Source organism: Natronorubrum amylolyticum (assembly GCF_052040145.1).
In the GTDB taxonomy this organism is placed as follows: Archaea; Halobacteriota; Halobacteria; order Halobacteriales; family Natrialbaceae; genus Natronorubrum.
This window is the reverse complement of the sequence record NZ_JBPPFW010000002.1, coordinates 616,735-632,032: the sequence shown is the minus strand read 5'-3', so window position 1 is coordinate 632,032 and position 15,298 is coordinate 616,735. Positions and strand designations below refer to the sequence as shown.

General features: G+C 66.1%; 19 protein-coding genes. 11 read left to right on the top strand and 8 right to left on the bottom strand.

Going from position 1 to position 15,298, the window contains the following annotated elements; genetic code table 11:
- The first annotated feature begins 117 nt into the window (after window positions 1-117).
- Window positions 118-723, top strand: a complete 606-nt coding sequence (locus ACSFDB_RS09400; RefSeq protein WP_440770735.1) for an undecaprenyl diphosphate synthase family protein — start codon at window positions 118-120, stop codon at window positions 721-723.
- A gap of 75 nt (window positions 724-798) precedes the next feature.
- On the opposite strand, the gene ACSFDB_RS09395 is transcribed toward ACSFDB_RS09400, so the two are convergent.
- Both ACSFDB_RS09395 and uppS read right to left on the bottom strand, forming a co-directional pair.
- Window positions 799-1,245 carry a DUF7344 domain-containing protein gene (locus ACSFDB_RS09395; protein WP_440770734.1) on the bottom strand — a complete coding sequence of 149 codons (447 nt, stop codon included), beginning with the start codon at window positions 1,243-1,245 and terminating at the stop codon, window positions 799-801.
- Window positions 1,246-1,334: 89 nt separating this feature from the next.
- A complete protein-coding gene (gene uppS / locus ACSFDB_RS09390) occupies window positions 1,335-2,291 on the bottom strand; it encodes a polyprenyl diphosphate synthase (protein ID WP_440770733.1) in 957 nt (318 codons plus the stop codon).
- Between the two features lie 145 nt (window positions 2,292-2,436).
- Between uppS and ACSFDB_RS09385 the strand changes: the two genes are divergently transcribed.
- The 4 genes from ACSFDB_RS09385 (at window position 2,437) to hemA (ending at window position 6,096) form a co-directional block, all read left to right on the top strand.
- A complete protein-coding gene (locus ACSFDB_RS09385) occupies window positions 2,437-2,841 on the top strand; it encodes a DUF5778 family protein (RefSeq protein ID WP_440770732.1) in 405 nt (134 codons plus the stop codon).
- Window positions 2,842-2,948: 107 nt separating this feature from the next.
- Window positions 2,949-4,040 (top strand): siroheme decarboxylase subunit beta, encoded by a 1,092-nt coding sequence (gene ahbB, locus ACSFDB_RS09380; protein WP_440770731.1) that lies wholly within the window; start codon window positions 2,949-2,951, stop codon window positions 4,038-4,040.
- Window positions 4,041-4,069: 29 nt separating this feature from the next.
- Window positions 4,070-4,726: a precorrin-2 dehydrogenase/sirohydrochlorin ferrochelatase family protein gene (locus tag ACSFDB_RS09375; RefSeq protein ID WP_440770730.1), complete on the top strand. Its 657-nt coding sequence runs from the start codon at window positions 4,070-4,072 to the stop codon at window positions 4,724-4,726.
- A complete protein-coding gene (gene hemA, locus ACSFDB_RS09370; RefSeq protein WP_440770729.1) occupies window positions 4,723-6,096 on the top strand; it encodes a glutamyl-tRNA reductase in 1,374 nt (457 codons plus the stop codon). The genes ACSFDB_RS09375 and hemA overlap by 4 nt, the downstream gene beginning before the upstream one ends.
- 81 nt (window positions 6,097-6,177) lie before the next feature.
- On the opposite strand, the gene ACSFDB_RS09365 is transcribed toward hemA, so the two are convergent.
- A complete protein-coding gene (locus tag ACSFDB_RS09365) occupies window positions 6,178-6,357 on the bottom strand; it encodes a hypothetical protein (protein WP_006089840.1) in 180 nt (59 codons plus the stop codon).
- 120 nt (window positions 6,358-6,477) lie between these two features.
- On the opposite strand from ACSFDB_RS09365, the gene ACSFDB_RS09360 reads away from it, so the two are divergent.
- From ACSFDB_RS09360 to ACSFDB_RS09345, 4 genes are all read left to right on the top strand, one after another.
- Window positions 6,478-6,759 carry a 4a-hydroxytetrahydrobiopterin dehydratase gene (locus ACSFDB_RS09360; RefSeq protein WP_440770728.1) on the top strand — a complete coding sequence of 94 codons (282 nt, stop codon included), beginning with the start codon at window positions 6,478-6,480 and terminating at the stop codon, window positions 6,757-6,759.
- Between the two features lie 22 nt (window positions 6,760-6,781).
- Window positions 6,782-7,165 (top strand): LWR-salt protein, encoded by a 384-nt coding sequence (gene lwrS, locus ACSFDB_RS09355; RefSeq protein WP_440770727.1) that lies wholly within the window; start codon window positions 6,782-6,784, stop codon window positions 7,163-7,165.
- Window positions 7,166-7,237: 72 nt separating this feature from the next.
- The gene (locus ACSFDB_RS09350; protein ID WP_440770726.1) at window positions 7,238-7,885 is read left to right on the top strand and encodes an HAD family hydrolase; all 648 of its coding nucleotides are present in this window, start codon (window positions 7,238-7,240) and stop codon (window positions 7,883-7,885) included.
- 104 nt (window positions 7,886-7,989) lie between these two features.
- Entirely contained in the window at window positions 7,990-8,193 is a 204-nt protein-coding gene (locus ACSFDB_RS09345; RefSeq protein ID WP_440770725.1) for a hypothetical protein, read from the top strand.
- Between the two features lie 115 nt (window positions 8,194-8,308).
- Here the strand turns inward: ACSFDB_RS09345 and ACSFDB_RS09340 are convergent, their stop codons facing one another.
- The 5 genes from ACSFDB_RS09340 to ACSFDB_RS09320 all read right to left on the bottom strand — a co-directional run bounded on the left by ACSFDB_RS09340 (window position 8,309) and on the right by ACSFDB_RS09320 (window position 13,137).
- A complete protein-coding gene (locus ACSFDB_RS09340) occupies window positions 8,309-9,868 on the bottom strand; it encodes a glycosyl hydrolase family 28-related protein (protein ID WP_440770724.1) in 1,560 nt (519 codons plus the stop codon).
- A gap of 2 nt (window positions 9,869-9,870) precedes the next feature.
- A complete protein-coding gene (locus tag ACSFDB_RS09335; RefSeq protein WP_440770723.1) occupies window positions 9,871-10,011 on the bottom strand; it encodes a hypothetical protein in 141 nt (46 codons plus the stop codon).
- 105 nt (window positions 10,012-10,116) lie between these two features.
- Window positions 10,117-10,380, bottom strand: a complete 264-nt coding sequence (locus ACSFDB_RS09330; protein ID WP_440770722.1) for a glutathione S-transferase N-terminal domain-containing protein — start codon at window positions 10,378-10,380, stop codon at window positions 10,117-10,119.
- Window positions 10,381-10,472: 92 nt separating this feature from the next.
- A complete protein-coding gene (locus tag ACSFDB_RS09325; protein ID WP_440770721.1) occupies window positions 10,473-11,126 on the bottom strand; it encodes a helix-turn-helix domain-containing protein in 654 nt (217 codons plus the stop codon).
- Window positions 11,127-11,253: 127 nt separating this feature from the next.
- Entirely contained in the window at window positions 11,254-13,137 is a 1,884-nt protein-coding gene (locus ACSFDB_RS09320; RefSeq protein WP_440770720.1) for a molybdopterin biosynthesis protein, read from the bottom strand.
- A gap of 190 nt (window positions 13,138-13,327) precedes the next feature.
- Between ACSFDB_RS09320 and ACSFDB_RS09315 the strand changes: the two genes are divergently transcribed.
- Entirely contained in the window at window positions 13,328-14,806 is a 1,479-nt protein-coding gene (locus ACSFDB_RS09315) for an MATE family efflux transporter (RefSeq protein WP_440770719.1), read from the top strand.
- Window positions 14,807-14,934: 128 nt separating this feature from the next.
- Entirely contained in the window at window positions 14,935-15,258 is a 324-nt protein-coding gene (locus tag ACSFDB_RS09310; RefSeq protein ID WP_440770718.1) for a hypothetical protein, read from the top strand.
- Window positions 15,259-15,298: the final 40 nt, after the last annotated feature.

The following is a 15,298-nucleotide window of genomic DNA, read 5'->3' as shown; positions in this document are numbered from 1 at the left end:
GGCCGAATACACTCGCCGTAACCGGCAGGAAACGCGAGCGTCATCGGTTCCACCGAAGCGGGGCGACCCCGTCGACGCTTCGTAACCGGTATACCAACGCGTCGGAAACGCAAGGCTGTGGGCCTGTACGAACGGTACCTCGCGTTGCGAATCCGCCGCCACGACGGCACGCTGCCCGACCACGTCGCGCTCGTCATCACCGAGCGCGACCTCCTCGAGCGCGGCGCCTACGAGACGCTCACCGAGTTTTTCGCGTGGGCGTTCGAGTACGCCTCGCAGGTGACGGTCTACGTGAGCGTCCTCGACGCCGCCGCGGTTCCGGCGCTGCGACGCGAACTCGAGACGATCGACGCGCCGCGAGCGGTGGCGGTTCGAGGGCCGGACGATCAGACCCGTGCGGACGCGCCGATTCGAATCGGCATCGGACTCGGTGGCAAACACGAGTTCACTAGCGCCGTCCGGACGCTCGCGGAACGCGTCGACGACGGTGAACTCGACCCCGACGAGATCGACGACGAGCGGGTCGAGGAACACCTCATCTTCCCGACCGAACCCGACCTCGTGATCAAGACCGGCGCCGAACGGCTCTCGGACTTCATGATCTGGCAGTCGGTCTACTCCGAACTCTACTTCACGGACGTCAACTGGCGGGACTTCCGCAAACGAGACTTCCTGCGGGCCGTCCGGGAGTACTGTAACCGATCGCGACGCTACGGCCAGTGAACGATCCCACCCCGTTCTCTCGCCCGACGAATCCGAACCCCCGTCTCGGCCACCGATAGCAGGACGACCGAACGGCTACTTTTTCGGGTCGCAGGCGTCGATCGATCCGGGTCCGTCGCTGCCAGTCGTCGGCGTGCGACTCCCGCTCCTTGTCGCCGGTCCACGACCCTCGTCAGCCGTCGCCTCCGGGGCCGTTCCGATCGGCTCTTCGAGGCCGACGATCGGGCCGTCGAGATGCACGCTCTCCTCTCTCAGTTCGTACTCGAGTACGCCGTTCGCCTCGAGTTTCGGCAGGACGACGTGGACGAGCGAGATCCGGGCCGCCGTCGGCGAGCCGTCGGGGTCCAATCGGGCGACCGCCGTCGCCAGTCGCTCGAGGGAGGGGCGTGGTCCCGACGCCGAGAGGACGTGCAAGACGATTCGGGTCCGGGTACTCGCGAGGAGCGCGTAGGCTGTCTCGGTCGAGACCTCGGCGACTCGCGTGAATCGATCGACGTCGACAGGGATGCGAGGTGGTGGCATACCAACTACACGTGCGGGAATGATCGATAAAATCCTTGTGGTGAATAAACATGTTCGGCCGACCCCGTCGTCGCTGCTGGTCGTCGCGCTCAGTCCGCGGCCCGTCCGCTCGAGTCGAGGTCGTCCACCTGTCCGGCGTCGACGCCCTCGAGGTCGTCGGGATCGGGCTGTTCGGCCGATGGCAGCGAGTCGCGGAATCGCTCGACGATCGACTTGGCTTCGACGAGTTCGGGATCGCTGACGGCGCCGAGCAGGGCCATCGCCCGCCGGGCGCGGGTTCGTCGCCAGGACTCCTCGCGGTGTTCGTACGTTCGAATTCCTCGAAGGAAGTCGGTCTTCGAGAACTCCGGCCAGTAGGGCGTACAGAAGAAGACGGCGGCCTCGTTGCCGTTGGCGTGCCACGGGAGGAAGTTCGACGTCCGCTCGTCGCCGCCGGTTCGGATGATCAGGTCGACGTCCCGAACCGGCTGGTCGTAGAGTCGGTCCTCGATCGTCTCGACGTCGATCGCGTCCGGCTCGAGGGTGCCCGTTTCGACGTCGGCGGCGACGCCCTGTGCCGCCTCGAGCAGTTGCGAACGTCCGCCGTAGGCGAGCGCGATGTTGAGGACGAACCGATCGTAGCCGCGGGTGCGACGCTCGGCGTAGCCGACGACGTCGCGCACTCGTTCGGGGAGGCGCTCGACCTCGCCGATCACTCGGATGCGGACCTCGTTCTCGTGGACGCGTTCGGCGTCGGCGAACTCTCGAAGCTTCTCACAGAGGAGGTCGAACAGCGCCTGATTCTCTTCGTCCGGGCGGTCGAAGTTTTCAGTCGAGAACGCGTACAGCGTCAGCTCCTCGACGCCGATGTCCTGACACCACTCGAGGACGCGCTCGGTCGTCTGGGCCCCCTCGCGGTGACCGTCGGTCGCGTCGCCTCCCTTGCGGCGAGCGTATCGTCGGTTGCCGTCCTGAATCACCGCGACGTGCGTCGGTGCGCCGGATATCTCTCTCGAGAGCACCTCCTCGTAGACCGCGTCGACGCGCTGCCGGAGCCACCGCTTCATTGCTCGGTAAAAGGTCACCTATCCCTATGTGTCTTGTGTGGTGTGTACCACCATGAGAATCCGGGTGTCGCGCCGCGAACGTGGAGTGCGGCCGGTCTCCCGGAAATCGTGACGGCTATCCGTTCGGACGCCGTCGACTCGACCAATGGCAGACGCGATCGACGACGACCTCTATCAGCGGACCAAACGGCTCCTCGAACCGGGCGAGATCGAACTCAACGGCGCGATCGTCCACACCGATCACGACGGACAGGAGGACGTCCAGATGATGCAGGCCACGCTCGACGTCGGCGACATCATCGCCGAGCACTCGGGACACGAGCCGGAGGACTGCTACGTCTACTCGGGCAACGACGACCCCGACTTCTCCTCGAACCAGCACCAGGGGCTGACGCTCGAGGACGAGTCGTTCGTCTGGGAGTGCCAGCAACTGCTGCGTCAGGGGAGTTTCGACATCGTCATCTACTACCGGGCGAGCGCCGATCACGAGGCGATCCTCGAGGACGTCCGCGACCTCGGCTACGAGGTTACGGGCGTCGAGGGCGACTGACGACCCCGCCTCCGTCGGACCATCCTTCTCGGCGGTCGAACGTTCGAACGGGCCCTCGAGCGGACCGTCCCGGTTCGCTTATGCCACGGGACTCCCGAACGGCTAGTATGAACACGGACGTCGACCTGTCGGAACGCGAACGGGCGGTCGTCAACGCCTTCCAGGGCGGCTTTCCCGTCGTCGAACGCCCCTTCGAACCCGCCGCCGAAGCCATGCGCGACCGCGGGGTCGACATCGACGCGACCGAACTACTCGAGACGATTCGCGACTTGGACGAGCGGGGCGTCCTCTCGCGCTTCGGCCCGCTGGTCAACGCCCAAGAGATCGGCGGCGCGGCGACGTTAGTCGCCATGCACGCCCCCGAGGACCGCTTCGACGAGGTCGTCGACGCCGTCAACGCCCACCGCGAGGTCGCACACAACTACGAGCGCGCGCATCCGCACTTGAACGTCTGGTTCGTCGTGAGCGTGGCCGACGAGGACCGTGTGGAGGAGGTGCTCGCCAAGATCGAGGCCGAGACGGGTCAGGAGACGTACAACCTCCCCAAAGAGCAGGAGTTCCGCGTCGAGGCGAAGTTCTACGTCGACGGCCCGCTCGACGGTTCCGGAACCGGTGACGAAGCGAAGCGGGCCGGCGTCGACTGCACCGATCTCGGCCCCGACGTCACCCCAACCGACGAATCGACGCTAACGCCGGCCGAGCGGGATCTGGTCCTCGAGATCCAGGACGGCCTCCCGCTGACCGAGACGCCCTACGCGGACGTCGCGGCGGCCATCGAGCAGGACCTCGAGTGGGTCCTCGAGACGATCAAGCGGTTCGAGCAGGAGGGCAAAATTCGGCGCATCGGCGTCGTGCCGAACCACTACGCGCTCGGCTACACGGAAAACGGGATGACGGTCTGGAACGTCCCGGACGACCTCGTGAGCGAGGTCGGTCCCGAAGTCGCGGGTCTGTCGTTCGTCACGCACTGCTACCGGCGGCCGCGCCACGAGGGCGTCTGGCCGTACAACTTCTTCGCGATGACCCACGGCCGCAGCGAGGAAGAGAGCCAGCGCCGGATCGAGCAGGTTCGCGAAACGATGGCCGACTACTGGGACGTCGGCGACGACGACTGGGACTCGCTGTTCTCGACGCAAATATTGAAGAAAACGGGTATCCGTATGGCGGAGCGCGCCGAAGCCAACACCGAATCGCGGTAACGAACGGCGTTCGAAATCCAACTCACAGGATGATTCCACTCTTGCACGATTTTACGGGTGCGACGGTGCTCGTCTTCGGCGGCGGCCCGGTCGGGGCGCGGAAAGCGCGTCGCTTCGCCACCGAAGCCGAAGTGCTCGTCGTCAGTCCCGAGTTCGCGGACCGAGAGTTTGGTGACGCGGCGCTGATTCGAGCCGCCCCAGACCCCGCCGAGATCGACGATTGGCTCGAGCGAACCGGCCCCGCGCTGGTCGTCGCCGCCACGAGCGACGAGGCGATCAACGAGGCCGTCGCGACGGCCGCTCGAGACCGCGGAATCCTCGTCAATCGCGCGGATCGATCCGGCGAGCGCGACCCGGGAAGCGTCGTCGTGCCCGCAACCGTCCGCGACGATCCCGTCGTCGTCTCGATTTCGACCGGCGGGACGGCGCCCGCGTTGAGCAAGCATCTCCGGCAGGAACTGGAGGAGACGCTCGCCGGGGCGGGCGAGATGGCACGTGTCTGTGGCGAACTGCGGACGGAGCTGAAATCGCGGGACGTCGATCCCGCCCGACGACGCGAGATCGTCATCGATGTCGTCAATTCTCCGGCTGTTTGGACAGCTTTACGTACGGGTGCTTCCAACTGTGGTCAAGTGATCGAGGACGTGCTGGACGAGGAACTGCCTGCCGGGGGTGACCCACCGTGATTCCGGCAGGGGTCGTGACTGCCGGACGAGTAACGCACGAAAGCGGGAGCGTCGACGATCTCGCCGACGCGAGCCCCGAGAGCCAGCGGGCCGGCGTCGCCGACCTGCTCACCGTTCCGGCGGTCGAGGAGGCGTACGTCCTCTCGACGTGTAACCGAGTCGAGGCCTATGTCGTCGCGACCGACGCCGCCGTCGGCCGGGCCGCACTCCAGGAGTTTTTCGCGAACGTAGCCGACGACGCGGTCGTCGTCACCGACCACGACGAAAGCCTACGCCATCTCCTGTCCGTTGCGAGCGGCCTCGAGTCGGTCGTCCTGGGTGAGGACCAGATCCTCGGACAGGTACGGACCGCCTACGAGGATTCTCGAAGCGCCGGCGGCATCGGCGAGATGCTCGAGGCCGCCGTCACGAAGGCGATTCACGTCGGCGAACGCGCCCGAACCGAGACCGAAATCAACGAAGGCATCGTCTCGCTGGGCTCGGCGGCGACGAAACTCGCTGCCGAGAGCATCCCGCTCGAGAACGCGACCTCGCTCGTCGTCGGCGCCGGCGAGATGGGCCGACTCGCGGCCCGCAGCCTCGCCGACGCCGGCGTTGAGGAAGTCGTCGTCGCGAACCGAACCGTCGCCCACGCCGAACACCTCGCGAGCGAACTCGAGACCGACACCAGTGCGGCACCGCTGTCAGCACTCGACCAGTTCGCGAGCGATGCCGACGTCGTCGTCACGGCGACCGGCAGCGAGGACCCGATCCTCGAGGCGCAGGATTTCGAATCGGACGGCGGTGCCGAGCCCGGCGATGGAGACGTGGACGGGACCGACGGTGGTTCCAACCGAGTCGTCGTCGATCTCGGCCAGCCACGCGACGTCGCGCCGACGGCAGCCTCGCTTCCGACCGTGACCGTCTACGATCTGGACGATCTCGAGTCGATTACGGCCGAAACTCGCGAACAGCGCGCCGACGCGGCCCGTGAGGTCGAATCGATGATCGACCGCGAGTTCGACCTGCTCTGCGAGCAGTACAAGCGCGCCAGAGCGGACGAGGTCATCGCCGCGATGTACGAATCCGCCGAGCGAATGAAGAAGCGAGAACTCGAGACCGCGCTCTCCCGGCTCGAGGGGGAGGAGTTCTCCGCGGAACAGCGCGAGGTCGTCGAGTCGATGGCCGACGCGCTGGTCAACCAGTTGCTCGCCCCGCCGACCAAGAGTCTGCGGGAGGCGGCCGCGGAGGACGACTGGAGTACGATCAACACGGCACTCCAGTTGTTCGATCCCGACTTCGGCGGCGACGACGGCCCGATCGCACCGCCACTTCCCATCGGCGGTGCGACGGCCACCGAGACCCACCTCGAGGCGACGGACGACGATTAGTCGGCTCGAACGAGCACGGAAAGTACGGTATCACGACGGTTTCTGACGACGCTTCCAGACGAGTCGGTGCTAACGGCGGCGTCAGTGCCAGAGCTTCGTCGCGTCGACGACCTCGAGGTCGTCGTCGGCTTCGACTTCCCAGATCCGGACGACGAGGTGTGCCTTGCAGTAGTACTCGGTGGTCTCGATCCCGGTGTGCCCGTTTCTGAGGACGAGCTGGCAGGTATCGTCGTTCGAACAATCGCCTGTCCGATCACACATTACACTGCCAGCACGTACTCCGCTCGTCGATAAGTCCCTGTCGGTGGGGTGGGTCCGTGTTCCGGCCGGACGACCTCGCGCGGCACAATCATTATTTAATTGGGTTACGTTCGGCCGACTATGGCTGATCTGCTTTCCGACGACGAAATCGACGACCAGCTTCCCGACGAGTGGACCCAAGAGGGCGACGAGATCGTTCGACAGTACGGGTTCAGCGACTACCTCCGCGGCGTCAACTTCGCCCAGATGGTCGGCGAAATCGCCGAGGCGCAGGTTCACCACCCCGAGATCATCATCCGCTACGAGGAAGTCGAGATCCGGCTCACCTCCCACGAGGAAGGCGGAATTACGGACAAGGACACCGAGATGGCGGAGCTGATCGAGTCCGAGAAAAACGCCTAAAAAGATACGGACACGGTGAGCGATGGAAGCCCGATACGTCTTCCGCGCGGAGATCCGCCTCGAGCCCAACCAGCCGTCGGTTCGGCTCGACCCGTCGACGGCCGAGACGACGGTCACCGTCTTTCACGAGGCTCCCGAGCCGGAGACCGAGGGCTGGCTGTTCTTCCGGGATACGCTCTGGCGCGGCGAGGTGAGCGACGCGGCCTACGGTCGCGGACTCATCGAGGAGTGGCTCGAGCAACCCGTCGAGTCGGTTTCGTTTCGCGAACTGCAGGTCGACCAGGAGTACTTCGCGGCCATGAAAGACGCCATCGCGGCCGACCTCGAGGCGTTCAACGCCGAGAACGTCTCGGAGGTGCTCTCGAAGTATCTGGGCTCGAGTATCCGAGTTACCGACAAGGAGTGAACGAGTGATTCCGTGACCGACGAGTCGACAGACGATACATCTTTAGTTGAGACGCACGTATATCGGGGTCCGATGGACGGCGAGATGGACGACGACGATCCGTACGATTTCTGGCTGCTCGACCTCGACGGGACGCTCGTCGACGTCGAGTGGTCGTACACCCGCGACGTGTTCGACCGGGTCGGCGACCGGGTCGGCCACGAGTTCACCGACCGCGAAGCCGACATCATTTGGAGCGGCCTGACCGGCTCTCGAGACCGCCAACTCGTCGAGTGGGGCCTCGATCCGCAGGCGTTCTGGGAGGCATTCCACGACGAGGAGGATCCGCTGGTGCGGGCCGAACAGACCTACCTTCACGAGGACGCCGAGTTCGTCACCGATCTCGACGTGCCGGTCGGTCTCGTCACGCACTGCCAGCAGTTCCTCTGTGATCCGGTTCTCGATCACCTCGACATTCACGACTGGTTCGACGCGCGACTGTGTTGTACCGAACAGACCGGCTGGAAGCCCGACCCGGGGCCCGTCCAGTCCGTAATGGACGACCTCGGAGTTGCGAACAACGGCCATCAGGGCGTCCTCGCGGGCGACGGCGCCAACGACGTCGGCGCGGCCTGGAACGCCGGCCTCGACGCCATTCACGTCGAGCGCGTCGGCCACGACCGGCGCGGGCGCTGCGTCCTCGGCGATTACCGAGTCCAGTCGTTCGACGAGCTGTTCTAACGTCGCCCATCGACTCCCGTACGTCTCGAATCGGGTCGGTTCTCGAGTCATGCAATACCAAAAAAGATTCATCAGGCGACTCTAAGCTGGAACCAGAGACGCGAATGAAATACTGCCTCACCTGCGACTGGCACACGAGCGAGACCGACGAGCCGTCCAGCAGCGCTCGCTCGCGCCGGGCGATCGAGCACTACGTCGAGACGGGGCACACGATCGACTCGAGCGACGGGGTCGTCCCGCCACAGCTTCCCGACCTCCCCGACGAGGTGTTCGTCCGGGATCTGCTCCCCTCACCCTCGGGCGACTGATCGACGGCTCGTCGGTCGCGCTACCCGACACGGCTTTTTGCGGTGGTAGTAGGGACGCGTGCCCTCGAGCCGACAGGGTGGTTTGCGACTATCCCGACGAGGCTGTCGACGACGATTACGACGATGTCCACTCCCGAAGTTCGCCGTCGACGACGACCTCGCTGCCGACGCCGTCGAACGTGACGCCGCCGTAGGCGACGCGGCTTCCGGGGCCCGAGTAGATACCCGCAGTGCCACACTCCGCTGCGCGAGCGGTCGTGAGCGTCGCATCGACGTTCTCTCGGAATCGGAACGCTTGATGTCTGGCTCCCGTTGCGGTGACGGTACTCAGTTTCAGGTCGTCCATGTCGTCGAACACCATCGCGTTCGTAAACGCGCCGTCGACGATGACGTTCGAGATTTTCGCGCCGCCGAACCCGCTCGCGTAGAGTCCCGATCCGGCGGCCAACCCGTTGTCGTCGGTCCTGATCGTGACGTTGTCGATGGTCAACTCTCGTCGACCGCTCTCGACGTGGCCCAGCGAGATTCCCCTCGCGTTTTCGATACACGAGACCCGGTCGATCGTCAGGTCCGCGATCAGGTCGCCAGTGTCGGCCCTGATCGCCGAGTGCCGGCAGCCGGTGATGTAGCCGTCGCTGACGGTGATCGACTCGTTTCCGTCGCGGTGGATGTGAACGCCGTAGTCGGGGTCGTTCTCGGGATCGATCTCGAAGTTCGTCAGGCGGCAGTGTTTCGTCGGCGTGTCGTCGGCCGTCGCGGGGCTGTGATCTTTGCCGTTCCAGACGCTGTTCCAGCCCGTTCCCGCGTTCTGGTTGTCGAACTGAATCGGAGCGTCCGAACTCCCCTCGCCGCCGCGGGTCGCCCAGTAGCCGTCGACGACGACGTTCTTCGAGGAAACGATATCGATGTGGTGGTAGTAGACCGCGTCGCCGTAGATATTCTCCAGCCGGACGTTTTCCGCGTGCGCGGGCATGATTCCGTTCGACGCCGGTGCGTCGATGCGGACGTTGCAGACGCCCCAGTTCGACGCCCCCTCGTAGCCGGTCGCGTCGTACCCCCTGTTGGAAAGGAGCGCCCGTCCCTCCTCACCGTCGGGGCGCGGCCCCTCGAGGACGGTCGACCGACCGGCACCCAGCAAGAGCGTATCGTCACCTACCAGCGGCGTCCGCTCGAGGAGATACCGGCCCGGCGGGAAATAGACGATCCCGCCGCCGGCGTCCGCGACGGACTCGAGGAGTTCGTGGACGGCCTGTCCGACGTCGGTCGTGCCGTCGCCTGCGATGCCGTGTGCCTCGACGTTCCAGACGGGAGTCTCCGCCGTCCGTGCGTGGACGAGGGTCGCTGCGTCGACGCTCGCCGTGTCGACGGTTGCTGCATCGATCGTTGCCGCGCCGACGTGCGTCTCCTCGAAGTGACTCGTTCCCGGCACCGGCTGATCGGCACTGCCCCGGCCGCCGAAGTACACCCAGTCCTCGCTCGAGTCGTCCCAGCGCCAGGTGATCCCCTGGTCGGTCGCGTGGAACAGTTCGTCGTCGTACTCGCCCGTCGTCGGACGGTCGGCGATCGGGCCGCGGACGATCGCGTGCTCGTCGAGCGCCTCGACCGTGTCGGTGTGATCCCACTCGTCGCCCGGTTCGTACGTCCCCAGTCCGAGCCGCGGCGTTTCGTCCGCCATGCTCAGTCGGTTCCGTAGCCGTAGCCGTAGGCCGTTCCGTAGCCGGAGTTGGCGGTCCTGATTTCAGAACACCCCGCGAGCGTAATGCAACCGCCGGACACTGCGACGAGGAGGTCCCGCCGTCGCAGCGCTGTACTATTCATATCACCCGACTATCCCGATACCGTATAAAAATGATCATGCAGCGAGCAGATCTGCGAACTGTCGAATACGTCCAGCGTAGACGGATCGTCTGTACCGCACCGACCTCACGCGTAGTGATTCTCGAGGTAGTCGACGATCTCCTCGCTCTCGTAGAGCGCCTCCTCGCGGTCGGTGTCGACGAGAAACGGGATTGAGTCCTCGCCGCCCAGTTCGGTCATCACCCGGAGAGCCTGTTCGTTGAGCACGTCGCCGCCCTCGCTGCCGGGCTGTCGCGGATTGTGGATCACGTACGAGACGCCGAGATCGGTCAGCTTCTCGCGAACGTCGGCGCTGTGCGGACAGCCTTCCGCCTGATAGAGTTCGAGCATGCCACGAGGATCGTCGCCGCTGGCGGGCATAACCGTTGGCCGCGCACACTCAGTTGGAGATCGCATTCGATGACTCGACTAGGTGCTCGCACTTACCGAACGTTCGACTGCTCGCTTGCGGGCTGTAGCTCGTCGTCGACCAGCGTCTCGTAGGCGCGTCGGAACCGCTCGGAAAGCGCCTGGTGGGAGATTCCCAGCTCCTCGGCCAACTCCTCCATCGAGATGCCGCGGGGAATCTCGAAGTAGCCATGCTCGAGCGCCGCCTCGAGCGCCTCCTGTTGCTGGGGTGTCAGTCGCGTCTCCTCACCAGTGACGCCGCTGACGTCGCTCACTCGGCGCAGATCGACCGAGATTCCGGACGCCTCGAGGCGGTCGTACGCCTCGACCAGCGTCTCCCGATCGGGAAATCGGACTCTGACCTGCCACCAGCCGTCGGTGCCCCACATCTCGAGGACGGAGCCGCCGTTCGCGAGCAGTTCGTCCCGGAGTCGCATCGTCCCCTCCACGAACGTTACGTCGAACAGCAGCCGCGACTGGGTTTCGACGAGCAGTTCGTACTCCGCGACGGAGGGATCCGTCTCGAAGGCCGCCACGGCCGTCTCGCGGCCGACGTCGGAGACCCAGAGCGAGGGGCACGTCTTCGAGACCGACGACTCGAGCTCGAACGTGGCTTCGGGTGCGTATTCGAGTGCCGTTCCCAGTGTCGTCTGCGCTGCAGGTAGCCGGAACTCGGCTATCGTCGACATCAAGACCTGTACATCACACTGACGTAAAAAGCGCTGTTCTGGCGGTACTGACTGTCTGGCGGGCTGATATCGGTTCGGAATCGGTCGGCGGTCACCGCCGATCCGTCATTGTACCCGGTTGCCGAGGTCAGCGTTCGGTCTCGGTTCGAGTCTCGTCCTCGAGCACCGTCTCGAGTTCGCGGACGCTCGCCTTGCCCGTTCGATCGGGGTTCGCGAGCACACGGACGGGCTGTTCGCCGAGGGAGACGAACGCGAGATCGAGTCGCTCGGCGGTCTCGCGCAAACCGAGAGCGACATCGGCGTCGCCAGCGATGACTTTCCGGGGGGGACTCTCGTGGGCACGAAGCCCCAGATCGAAGCCGTCGATCGACTCGCGGAGGTCGTGGGAAGCGACGTCTCGCTCTTCCGCGAGGTCGTCAACTGCGGCCTCGAGACTCGACCGCAGCCCCGAGTCCGTCGTGCGGTTGACGAACCGCAGATCGCGCTCGACCAGATCGGCGAGTCCCTCCACATCGTCCGGGTTGCCGGGCCGGACGATCAGCCCCCACTCGCGGCTCCAGCCGCCGAGTTCGTCGGCCTCGTGTTTGCGATCGGTCGGTCCCGCGACGACCGCGACGTCCGGCACGCCCTCGCGCAGTCGGCGCAGTCCCGGCCGGGAGCCGACCGGCAGATAGCGCGGGTTCTCGAGGCGGTCGAGCAGCCGATTCAACGTCGGATCGTCCTCGCCGACGCCGAGCAGCGTGGGTGGCCGAACGTCCGGCGAGAAGAGTTGGACGGTGACGGGTTCGCCCTCCTCGAGGTAGTCGGTCTCGGGGCCGACTTCGACGACGCCGTCGGCTTCGGCGAGACTGGTCGTCGCGCCGGAGCCCTTGTCGACGGGGTAGACGAGCGGCTCGTCGTCCGCGTTCTGAACCAGTCCAACGGGCATCAACCGAAGCCGACCTTCGCCGTAGCGTTCCTGTCTGGCCATCCGTCCCGAGACGGTCGCCGCCTTCGGCTCCGGCAGTCCGGCGGCCGCGCGGATCGCGGGCGCGACGAACGTCCGGAAGACCATCATCGCGGAGACGGGGTAGCCGGGGAGGCCGATGTAGGCGGAGCCCTGCAGCCGGCCGACGAGCATCGGCTTTCCGGGTTTGACGCTCACGCCGTGGAGCAGCAGTTCGCCTTGTTCCTCGATCACTCGGTAGATGACGTCGACCGCGCTCGCGCTGGTCGACCCCGAGGAGAGCACGAGGTCGCAGTCGTCTGCCGCCTCACGGAGCACGCGCTCCATTTCGTCCTGTTCGTCGCCGGCGTGGGGGTAGAGCACCGCCTCGCCGCCGGCGTCCTCGACTCCCGCGGCGATCGTGTAGCTGTTGACGTCGTAGATTTCGCCGCGCTCGCTCTCGAGATCCCCGCCCGGCCGAACGAGTTCGTCACCCGTCGAGACGATGCCGACCGTGGGCCGTCCGCGGACGGGCACCTCGTCGATCCCGAGCGCCGAGAGCAGTCCGATATCCCGCGGCGTGATTCGGGTCCCGGGACCGAGCGCCCGCTCGCCGGCCGCGACGTCGGCACCCGCGAACATGACGTTGTCGCCGGGGGCAACCGAGGTGCGGATCAGTACGTCGTTCGCCCCACCGCCGTCGGTTTCGTCCATATCCGTGCGTTCGACGGGAACCATCGCGTCCGCGCCGTCGGGCATCACCGCCCCAGTCGAAATTTCGACGGCCTGCCCGTCCTCGAGTTCGACATCGGGCTTCTCTCCCGCGTGGACTGCGCCCACGACCTCGAGTCGCGCCGGGTCGGCCTCGTCGGCGCCGAACGTATCCTGCGCCCGGAGGGCGTAGCCGTCCAGCGACGCCCGGTCGAACCCGGGGACGTCGAGTTCGGCGTCGAGTCGTGCCACGAGCACCCGGCCGCGGGCGTCCTCGAGCGAGACGCGGTCGATACCGCCCTCGAGCGAGAGCGAGTCGATCGCCTCGCGGGCCGCCGCGGGCGAGGCGAGGTCGCGAAACTCCTTGCGTTCCATACGCGCCGTTGGCGGGCCGGGGCTAAAAACGTCGGTCGACCGTGGCCGCGGTGTGCGATCCTCACACACGGTATCGAACGGATGGGTATTCGATGAACGATAATGGTGTACTATTTCGAGAAAATGAGAGTGACTGCCGGTGTACCTTCCGATATCAAGCCCTTTACCGCCAGAACCCAAACCCGTGTTCGTGTCTTTTCGATGGAGTGTCCTCCCGAATCCGTTCCGGTGGCTGCTGCTCTCGGTCGGCTCGCTACTCGCGCGATTCGGGGTGATCGAGCCTCGACGCGTCGAGCGGACGACCGACCTCGCGTGGCCGCGGATCGTCACGGGACTCGCCCGGATGTCCAAATCCGCGGCGGACATCGCGATGGTCGGGATCGCCCTCGGGCCGGCAGCGATCGCTGGCATCGGACTCGCGGCCCCGTTCTGGGGACTGGCGTTCGGGATCGGCGGCGGTATCGCCGGCGCGACGATCGGGCTGGTCTCCCAGCGCTACACCGGTGGCACCGCCGAGCAGGTCTCGCTGGCGGTGACGACGAGCGGACTCGTCGTCGCGGCGATCATGCTCCCGCTCGCGGCCCTCTACTGGATCGCTCCTCACCAGCTGATCGCGCTCGTCGGCAACGACGCCGCGTCGATCGCCTACGGCGCGGAGTACCTCCAGGTCGTCGCGCTCGGCGTCCCGTTTGCGGCGCTGAACCTCATCGGGAGCCGAGCGCTCGTCGGCGCCGACGACGCGTGGACGCCCATGATGCTCCGAGCGGGCGGTGCCGTCGTCAACGTCGCGCTCAACGCGGTGTTCATCTTCGCGCTCGGACTGGGCGTCGCCGGCGCGGCGATGGGAACCGTCGTCGCGAACGTCGTCGTACTGGCCGCGTTCGTCGTCGGCTTCGCCGTCGGCCGACTGCCGCTGATCGGCGAGTTTCCGGTCACGCTCAGCTTCGGCCGGCCCCGCACGACGCTCGAGGACGTCCGCGACGTCCTCAGCATCGGCACGCCGCTGGTGTTCACGAACGTCGCCCGGCGGGGCGCACAGTTCCCGATGCTCGCTATCGTCGCGCTCTTCGGGCCGAACGTCCTCGCCGCCTACGTCGTCGCTCGACGGGTCCGGGATCTGATGGACACGCCCGGCTGGGGCTTCTCGCTGGCCTCGAGCAGCCTCGTCGGGCAGGAACTCGGCACCGGTGACGAACGAGCAGCGGACAGCTACGGCCGTCAAGTCCTCTGGTTCGGCGTCGGCGTCTACCTCGTCAGCGCGGCGGTCGTCTTCGTCTTCGCCGAACAGATCGGCCGCGTCTTCGTCGACGATCCGTCGATCCTCCCGCTCGTGACGACGTTCATCGCCGTTGCCTGCGTCAGCGTGATCTTCCGGGGCGTCAGCGGCGGCGCGACCGGGCCGCTGCGCGCCAGCGGCGACACTCGCTGGCCCTTCTACGGCCAACTGCTCGGGCTCTACGTCTTCGCGCTTCCCGTCGCCCTCCTCGGTGCCGTTGCGGTTCCGGTCCCGGGTCTCGAGGCCGTCACCCCGCTCGGGATCGAGGCGCTGTACGCTGCCTTGGTCCTCGAGACGCTCGTCCCCGCGGTCGTCACCTACTATCGGTTCGAGACGGGAACCTGGAAGGTCGTCAGTCGGTCCTACCGGCCCGACTCACAGCCGAGTGACTGAGTGCTCGAGCGAGGGTGAGTGTCGTCGCGTTTCGTCCGAATCCGTTTCGATCGTCCACGGAATCCCAGTTTAGTTATAAGTCGCGTCGGATGAGTGGCTTTTTCCGCTCGAATGTCGAGAGTCGTGGTATGGCCACACATGGCTTCCAACGGGATGCCGACGCGGGCGTCTCCCTTCCTGAGGCCGTCCCGTTCGATCAGTCACAGTCGTCGCGATTGAGCTGGGAACTCGGGTCGCAGGTGGTTGACGGCAACGACGTTTCCTTGTGCGGTGAATGGACACGACCGGGACGCACGTGGCGACTGTCGATCTTTCGGGTGCTGGCCAACACTGCCGTCGTCTGCGTCCGCACGCCCGTCGGCCGAGAGCGGTTCTACAGCCTTCCGAGACGGGACGTCGAATCCGCGATGGCGCGTCTCGAGTCGGCGAGTCAGTGGCACCGACTCGAGTGATCTCTCGCACGCCACCCGCGCGGTTCGACTGATCTGACTC

Bases quoted from the DNA above. Each gene is read 5' to 3' on its own strand.
- ACSFDB_RS09395 (WP_440770734.1), bottom strand. From the start codon at position 1,245: ATGCCACCACCTCGCATCCCTGTCGACGTCGATCGATTCACGCGAGTC.
- uppS (WP_440770733.1), bottom strand. From the start codon at position 2,291: ATGAAGCGGTGGCTCCGGCAGCGCGTCGACGCGGTCTACGAGGAGGTG.
- ACSFDB_RS09385 (WP_440770732.1), top strand. From the start codon at position 2,437: ATGGCAGACGCGATCGACGACGACCTCTATCAGCGGACCAAACGGCTC.
- ahbB (WP_440770731.1), top strand. From the start codon at position 2,949: ATGAACACGGACGTCGACCTGTCGGAACGCGAACGGGCGGTCGTCAAC.
- ACSFDB_RS09375 (WP_440770730.1), top strand. From the start codon at position 4,070: ATGATTCCACTCTTGCACGATTTTACGGGTGCGACGGTGCTCGTCTTC.
- ACSFDB_RS09365 (WP_006089840.1), bottom strand. From the start codon at position 6,357: ATGTGTGATCGGACAGGCGATTGTTCGAACGACGATACCTGCCAGCTC.
- ACSFDB_RS09360 (WP_440770728.1), top strand. From the start codon at position 6,478: ATGGCTGATCTGCTTTCCGACGACGAAATCGACGACCAGCTTCCCGAC.
- lwrS (WP_440770727.1), top strand. From the start codon at position 6,782: ATGGAAGCCCGATACGTCTTCCGCGCGGAGATCCGCCTCGAGCCCAAC.
- ACSFDB_RS09350 (WP_440770726.1), top strand. From the start codon at position 7,238: ATGGACGGCGAGATGGACGACGACGATCCGTACGATTTCTGGCTGCTC.
- ACSFDB_RS09345 (WP_440770725.1), top strand. From the start codon at position 7,990: ATGAAATACTGCCTCACCTGCGACTGGCACACGAGCGAGACCGACGAG.
- ACSFDB_RS09340 (WP_440770724.1), bottom strand. From the start codon at position 9,868: ATGGCGGACGAAACGCCGCGGCTCGGACTGGGGACGTACGAACCGGGC.
- ACSFDB_RS09335 (WP_440770723.1), bottom strand. From the start codon at position 10,011: ATGAATAGTACAGCGCTGCGACGGCGGGACCTCCTCGTCGCAGTGTCC.
- ACSFDB_RS09330 (WP_440770722.1), bottom strand. From the start codon at position 10,380: ATGCTCGAACTCTATCAGGCGGAAGGCTGTCCGCACAGCGCCGACGTT.
- ACSFDB_RS09325 (WP_440770721.1), bottom strand. From the start codon at position 11,126: ATGTCGACGATAGCCGAGTTCCGGCTACCTGCAGCGCAGACGACACTG.
- ACSFDB_RS09320 (WP_440770720.1), bottom strand. From the start codon at position 13,137: ATGGAACGCAAGGAGTTTCGCGACCTCGCCTCGCCCGCGGCGGCCCGC.
- ACSFDB_RS09310 (WP_440770718.1), top strand. From the start codon at position 14,935: ATGGCCACACATGGCTTCCAACGGGATGCCGACGCGGGCGTCTCCCTT.